Annotated in this window: 6 protein-coding genes; all 6 read left to right on the top strand. The window is 59.0% G+C overall.

The window, feature by feature from the left end; translation table 11 throughout:
• Positions 1-221 (top strand): ATP-binding protein (locus PMI23_RS25020; RefSeq protein ID WP_162131203.1); only part of this gene is annotated, 221 nt, incomplete at its 5' end.
• A 22-nt stretch (positions 222-243) separates the two neighbouring features.
• Positions 244-1,680: a sigma-54-dependent transcriptional regulator gene (locus tag PMI23_RS25015; protein ID WP_007909919.1), complete on the top strand. Its 1,437-nt coding sequence runs from the start codon at positions 244-246 to the stop codon at positions 1,678-1,680.
• A gap of 733 nt (positions 1,681-2,413) precedes the next feature.
• The gene (locus PMI23_RS25010; RefSeq protein ID WP_007909918.1) at positions 2,414-3,817 is read left to right on the top strand and encodes a polynucleotide adenylyltransferase PcnB; all 1,404 of its coding nucleotides are present in this window, start codon (positions 2,414-2,416) and stop codon (positions 3,815-3,817) included.
• Positions 3,818-3,821: 4 nt separating this feature from the next.
• Positions 3,822-4,307, top strand: a complete 486-nt coding sequence (gene folK / locus PMI23_RS25005) for a 2-amino-4-hydroxy-6-hydroxymethyldihydropteridine diphosphokinase (protein ID WP_007909917.1) — start codon at positions 3,822-3,824, stop codon at positions 4,305-4,307.
• A 389-nt stretch (positions 4,308-4,696) separates the two neighbouring features.
• On the top strand, positions 4,697-5,497 hold the full coding sequence (gene panB / locus PMI23_RS25000) for a 3-methyl-2-oxobutanoate hydroxymethyltransferase (RefSeq protein ID WP_007909916.1): 801 nt from the start codon (positions 4,697-4,699) through the stop codon (positions 5,495-5,497).
• The gene (gene panC, locus PMI23_RS24995) at positions 5,494-6,354 is read left to right on the top strand and encodes a pantoate--beta-alanine ligase (RefSeq protein WP_007909915.1); all 861 of its coding nucleotides are present in this window, start codon (positions 5,494-5,496) and stop codon (positions 6,352-6,354) included. The genes panB and panC overlap by 4 nt, the downstream gene beginning before the upstream one ends.
• The last annotated feature ends 87 nt before the right edge of the window (positions 6,355-6,441 follow it).

Raw genomic sequence — 6,441 nt, 5'->3', positions numbered from 1 at the left:
GAATTCCGAAGAACATCATGGACCGATTGTTCGAACCCTTCTTCACCACCAAGGATCCTGGCGAAGGCACCGGTCTGGGCCTTGCACTGGTCTATTCCATCGTTGAAGAGCATTATGGACAAATCACCATCGACAGCCCGGCTGATGTACAAAGCCAACGCGGCACCCGTATCCGGGTGACCTTACCGCGTCATGTCGAAGCGACGTCCGCTGTGAACTGAGACCGTCGAGAGTATCGAATCAATGCCGCACATTTTGATCGTCGAAGACGAAACAATTATCCGCTCCGCCTTGCGCCGCCTGCTGGAACGTAATCAGTACCAGGTCAGCGAAGCCGGTTCAGTGCAGGAAGCACAAGAACGCTTCACCATTCCTACGTTCGATCTGATCGTCAGCGATCTGCGCTTGCCGGGTGCGCCGGGCACCGAGCTGATCAAGCTCGGCCAGGGCACACCGGTGCTGATCATGACCAGTTACGCCAGCCTGCGCTCGGCGGTCGACTCGATGAAGATGGGCGCGGTGGACTACATCGCCAAGCCTTTCGACCACGATGAAATGCTTCAGGCTGTCGCGCGGATCCTGCGTGATCGCCAATCGGCACCGGCGGCCGGCGAAGCGGTTGCCAGCAAACCGGCCAATGGCAGCGGTAAATCCGCCGTCGACAACAGCAACGGCGAAATCGGCATCATCGGCTCCTGCCCGCCGATGCAGGATCTGTACAGCAAGATCCGCAAAGTCGCGCCGACCGATTCCAATGTGTTGATCCAGGGCGAGTCCGGCACCGGTAAGGAACTGGTGGCCCGCGCCCTGCACAACCTGTCGAAACGTGCCAAGGCGCCGATGATTTCGGTGAACTGCGCAGCCATTCCGGAAAGCCTGATCGAGTCCGAACTGTTCGGCCATGAGAAAGGCGCATTCACTGGCGCCAGCGCCGGGCGTGCCGGTCTGGTTGAAGCGGCGGACGGCGGCACCTTGTTCCTCGACGAAATCGGTGAGCTGCCACTGGAAGCCCAGGCCCGCCTGCTGCGCGTGTTGCAGGAAGGCGAGATTCGCCGGGTTGGCTCGGTGCAGTCGCAGAAAGTCGATGTGCGCCTGATCGCGGCGACTCACCGGGATCTCAAGAGCCTGGCGAAAATCGGCCAGTTCCGTGAAGACCTTTATTACCGTCTGCATGTGATCGCACTGAAACTGCCGGCCTTGCGCGAGCGCGGTGCCGACGTCAATGAGATCGCCACAGCTTTCCTCGCTCGCCAGAGCGCGCGCATCAACCGTACCGACCTTAAGTTTGCTGCGGATGCCGAACAGGCGATCCGGCATTATTCCTGGCCGGGTAACGTGCGTGAGCTGGAGAACGCGGTCGAGCGCGCAGTGATTCTGAGCGAAAGCCCGGAAATCTCCGCCGATCTGCTGGGCATCGATATCGAGCTGAGCGATCTGGAAGACGACGAGTTCATCGGTCTGCCACCGCAAACGGGCGGTAACGCCAGCAACAGCAGCCATGAGCCGACCGAAGACCTGTCGCTGGAAGACTACTTCCAGCACTTCGTCCTCGAGCATCAGGACCACATGACCGAGACCGAACTGGCGCGCAAACTGGGCGTCAGCCGTAAATGCCTGTGGGAACGCCGTCAGCGTCTGGGCATTCCGCGGCGCAAGACCGGGGTCGCCAGCGAGAGCTGAACGTTACCTGTCGAGTGTGCGGGTAACGCTTGAAGATGTGAAAAAACTGTTACCTCAGTCGATTCACGTAACAGAAGCCGGGGTTATCGGTAACGAAACCCCGGCTTTTTTTCGCCCCGACAAAACGGTTATATCGACCTAACCCCTTGTTTTATTGGGTTTCGCAAAAGTTGGCACGGCACCTGCTATATGTTCAGTACAAGAACAATAACAAGCAATGCACAAGACAATAAAAATAAGACGAATCGACTCACGCACAATAAAAACAAGACGGCGAGAGGCGCAGCTAACTGATTCTTTTGGAGAGGCGTTGTATTTGGGGCTTGCCCCACGACCAGGCCGAGAACAACAAAAACTGTCCTAAGACAGAGCCTGTACTGGTTGGATCGAGAGATCACTGCAATTCAGCGACCAAAGCAATCCGTTTGCTCTTGGCTCCCGATTGGGAGGGTCACGAAGGAAACACTTCGTGGCGAGGGCACTCAACAAAAACAAGAAGCCCGAATCAATAATAAAAAGAGCACGCAACTACTTCTTGGGGAGCTTCGGCTCCCCTTGTAGTTTCTCCTCGTAGCAAAATCCCCCCTTTTTATCGTGCGCGATGCCTGTAGCCTGCGGCTTGCAGCTCAAATCGGCCGTGTCCTACACCATCCCCCGACTAAATGCTAGAATCTGCGCCCATCATGCGGTCATTCTTTGGTATGGCCGAACATTCCTTCAAACAGTGCATCCCATGCTGAAGAAGTTGTTCCAGTCATTCCGAGCTCCCGTGCGTCGTACGCAACACATCCGCAGCACCCCTGAAGTGCTCAACAGCGGCCAACATTCGCTGCAGAAAACGCAATTCAGCCGCTATGCGGTGAATATCGTCGAACGCCTGCAAGGTGCCGGTTACCAGGCTTATCTGGTCGGCGGTTGCGTGCGTGACATGCTGCTGGGCATCACGCCAAAGGATTTCGACGTCGCCACCAGCGCCACCCCCGAGCAAGTCCGTGCCGAATTCCGCAATGCGCGGATCATCGGTCGCCGCTTCAAATTGGTGCATATCCATTTCGGCCGCGAAATCATCGAAGTCGCGACCTTCCGCGCCAACCACCCGGTCAACGAAGACGACGAAGACAGCAACCAGTCTTCGCGTAACGAGAGCGGGCGGATTCTGCGCGACAACGTTTACGGCACCTTGGAAGAAGACGCGCAACGCCGCGACTTCACCATCAACGCCCTGTATTACGATCCGGTCAGCGAGCGCATCCTCGATTACGCCAACGGCGTACACGATATCCGCAACCACCTGATCCGCTTGATCGGTGATCCGAAGCAGCGTTACCAGGAAGACCCGGTGCGCATGCTGCGCGCGGTGCGTTTCGCCGCCAAGCTCAATTTCGGCATTGAAAAGCACACCGTGCAGCCGATCCGTGAACTGGCGCCAATGCTGCGCGAGATCCCGTCGGCGCGTCTGTTCGAAGAAGTGCTCAAGCTGTTCCTCTCCGGGCACGGCGCGATCACTTTCGAAATGCTGGTTGATCTGCAGCTGTTCGCCCCATTGTTCCCGGCCAGTGCCGATGCGCTGGAACACAACCCGGAGTACACGCACACGCTGATCAGCGAAGCGCTGACCAACACCGACCTGCGCATCAAGCAGAACAAACCGGTGACCCCGGCGTTCCTGTTTGCCGCGCTGTTGTGGCCTGCTTTGCCGGCCCGCGTGCTGCGTCTGCAAGAACGTGGCATGCCGCCGATTCCGGCGATGCAGGAAGGCGCTCACGAACTGATCGCCGAACAGTGCCAGCGCATTGCGATTCCGAAGCGTTTTACCATGCCGATCCGCGAGATCTGGGACATGCAGGAGCGTCTGCCACGGCGCAGCGGCAAACGTGCCGACCTGTTGCTGGACAACCCGCGTTTCCGTGCCGGTTACGACTTCCTGCTGCTGCGTGAAAGCGCTGGCGAGGAAACCGATGGCCTGGGCGAATGGTGGACGGATTATCAGGACGCCAACGACAGCGAGCGCCGCGACATGATCCGCGACCTCAGCGGTAAAGGTGATGACGCCAGTGGCGCGCCGCGCAAACGTCGCCGCAGCAGCGGTTCCAAGCGCAAACGCGCCGGCGCACCGAGCGCTTCGACAGGCGAGTAAAGGCATGGAACGCATCTACATCGGCATGGGCAGCAACCTCGCTGACCCGGCCGAACAGTTGCGCAGCGCCGTCGAGGCGCTGGGGCAATTGCCGCAGACCCTGCTCGCTGGCGTTTCTGCCTTTTATCAAAGCGATTCATTGCTGCCGGGCCAGCCGCGTTACACCAACGCGGTCGCGGCGCTCGACAGCGATCTTGCGCCGATTGCACTGCTCGACGCGCTGCAAGCCATCGAAAACGATCAAGGTCGCGAACGCCTTGAGCGTTGGGGGCCTCGTACGCTGGATCTGGATATTCTGCTGTTCGGCGATCAACTGATCGACGAGCCGCGCCTGAAAGTCCCGCATTACCAGATTCAGGAACGCGCGTTCGTGTTGTATCCGCTCGCCGAACTGGCCCCACAGGACCTGCGCCTGGCCGATGGCCGCAACCTCTCCGATCTGCTGGCAGCCTGCCCGTTCGTCGGCTTGGAACGCCTCCCCCACGCCTGACATAAATCCCTTGTAGGAGCTGCTGAACGCTGCGATCTTTTGATCTTCAAAATCAAGATCAAAAGATCGCAGCGTTCCGCAGTTCCTACAGGAATAGCTTTCCATATCCAGATTTATTGTCGGACAAAAACCCCGCGAATCAGGCCCGCCGCGCCGCTGAATCGCATCAGTAACGGCGGTAACACTCCCCTCGTAACAATGCGGTAACACACGCAATTGACTTCCTGTTGGCTCATCACGACTATAGGCGTCCCGCTGCCGCCAACCCGGCACATACGGGCGCAATCCAGGCCTTATAAGCACGACAAAAGAGCGTGCGCCTGAGTAGATGAAGAATCACGCGCGTTACTCGCAGTAGTTTCCAGAGCGCCTGAACGAGGATTTTTTACATGCCAGCCATCACCCTGACCACGCTCCAGAGCCTCAAGCAGAAAGGTGAAAAGATCACCATGCTGACCTGCTATGACGCGACCTTCGCCCACGCCTGTAATGAGGCCGGTGTCGAAGTGCTGCTGGTGGGCGACTCCCTCGGCATGGTCCTGCAAGGTCACGACAGCACGTTGCCGGTGACCACCGCAGAAATGGCCTACCACACCGCTTGCGTCAAACGCGGCAACACTGATGCCCTGATCCTCGCCGACCTGCCGTTCATGGCCAACGCCACCCTTGAACAAACCATGACCAACAGCGCCATGCTGATGCAGGCCGGTGCGCACATGGTCAAGGTCGAAGGTCAGTTGTGGCTCGCCGAGTCGATCCGTCTGCTCGCCGAACGCGGTGTACCGGTGTGCGCGCACATGGGCCTGACCCCGCAAGCGGTGAACATTCTTGGCGGCTATAAAGTGCAGGGTCGCAACGAGAACCAGGCACGGCAGATGCGCGCTGACGCGATTTCGCTGGAACAGGCCGGTGCGGCGATGCTGCTGCTCGAATGCGTGCCGAGTGAACTGGCCGCTGAAATCAGCCAGGCAGTGAAGATTCCGGTGATCGGGATCGGCGCCGGTAACGCCACCGACGGTCAGGTATTGGTATTGCACGACATGCTCGGCCTGTCGATCACTGGCCGCGTGCCGAAGTTCGTGAAGAACTTCATGCAGGGTCAGGACAGCATCCAGTCCGCGCTGAAGGCTTACGTCAACGAAGTCAAAGCCACCACGTTCCCTGGCATCGAACACGGATTCTCTGCATGAACACCGTTAAAACCGTACGCGAACTGCGCGCCGCTGTCGCCCGCGCCCGCAGCGAAGGCAAGCGCATCGGCTTCGTGCCGACCATGGGCAATCTGCACAGCGGTCACGTTGCACTGATCACCAAAGCCACGCAACGTGTGGATTTCGTGGTCGCGAGCATTTTCGTCAATCCGCTGCAATTCGGCGCCGGCGAAGACCTCGATAAATACCCGCGCACGTTGGCAGCGGATCAGGAGAAGCTGCTCGAAGCCGGTTGCTCCCTGCTCTTCGCGCCGACTGTCGAGGAAATGTACCCCGACGGCATGGCCGGGCAGACTCGGGTCAGCGTGCCGCAATTGTCCGAAGGCCTGTGCGGCGCCAGCCGTCCGGGGCACTTTGAAGGCGTGGCGACCGTGGTCAGCAAGCTGTTCAACATGGTCCAGCCGGATTTGGCGATTTTCGGCCAGAAGGATTATCAGCAACTGGCCGTGATCCGTGCCCTGGTGCACGACTTGAACATGCCGATCCAGATCATTGGCGAACCGACTGTGCGTGCCGCCGACGGCCTGGCGCTGTCCTCGCGCAATGGCTTCCTCAGCGAAGAACAACGTGCGGTGGCCCCGGTGGTTTATCGCAGCCTGAGCAACATTGCCGAGTCGATCAAGCAAGGCGAACGGGATTTCCCGGCGTTGATCAGTGCTCAGCAGCAACTGCTGGAGGCATCTGGGTTGCGTCCGGATTACCTGGAAATCCGCCACGCCCTGACCCTGCGTCCGGCGACGGCTGAAGACCGTGATCTGGTGATTCTGGTGGCCGCATTCCTCGGCACCACGCGGTTGATCGATAACCTGCACCTGAATCTCGATACCCCGGTTTAACCTACACCGCAATACCCCCTGTAGGAGTGAGCCTGCTCGCGATAGCGGTGTGTCAGTCAGCATTAGTGTTGAATGACACACCGCTAT

It is taken from the genome of Pseudomonas sp. GM24, from assembly GCF_000282235.1.
Classification (GTDB): Bacteria; Pseudomonadota; Gammaproteobacteria; order Pseudomonadales; family Pseudomonadaceae; genus Aquipseudomonas.
Note: the sequence above shows the minus strand (reverse complement) of the source record. Positions and strands in the feature narration are given on the sequence as shown.

Coding starts and splice junctions, on each gene's coding strand:
- PMI23_RS25015 (WP_007909919.1), top strand. CDS start 244: ATGCCGCACATTTTGATCGTCGAAGACGAAACAATTATCCGCTCCGCC.
- PMI23_RS25010 (WP_007909918.1), top strand. CDS start 2,414: ATGCTGAAGAAGTTGTTCCAGTCATTCCGAGCTCCCGTGCGTCGTACG.
- folK (WP_007909917.1), top strand. CDS start 3,822: ATGGAACGCATCTACATCGGCATGGGCAGCAACCTCGCTGACCCGGCC.
- panB (WP_007909916.1), top strand. CDS start 4,697: ATGCCAGCCATCACCCTGACCACGCTCCAGAGCCTCAAGCAGAAAGGT.
- panC (WP_007909915.1), top strand. CDS start 5,494: ATGAACACCGTTAAAACCGTACGCGAACTGCGCGCCGCTGTCGCCCGC.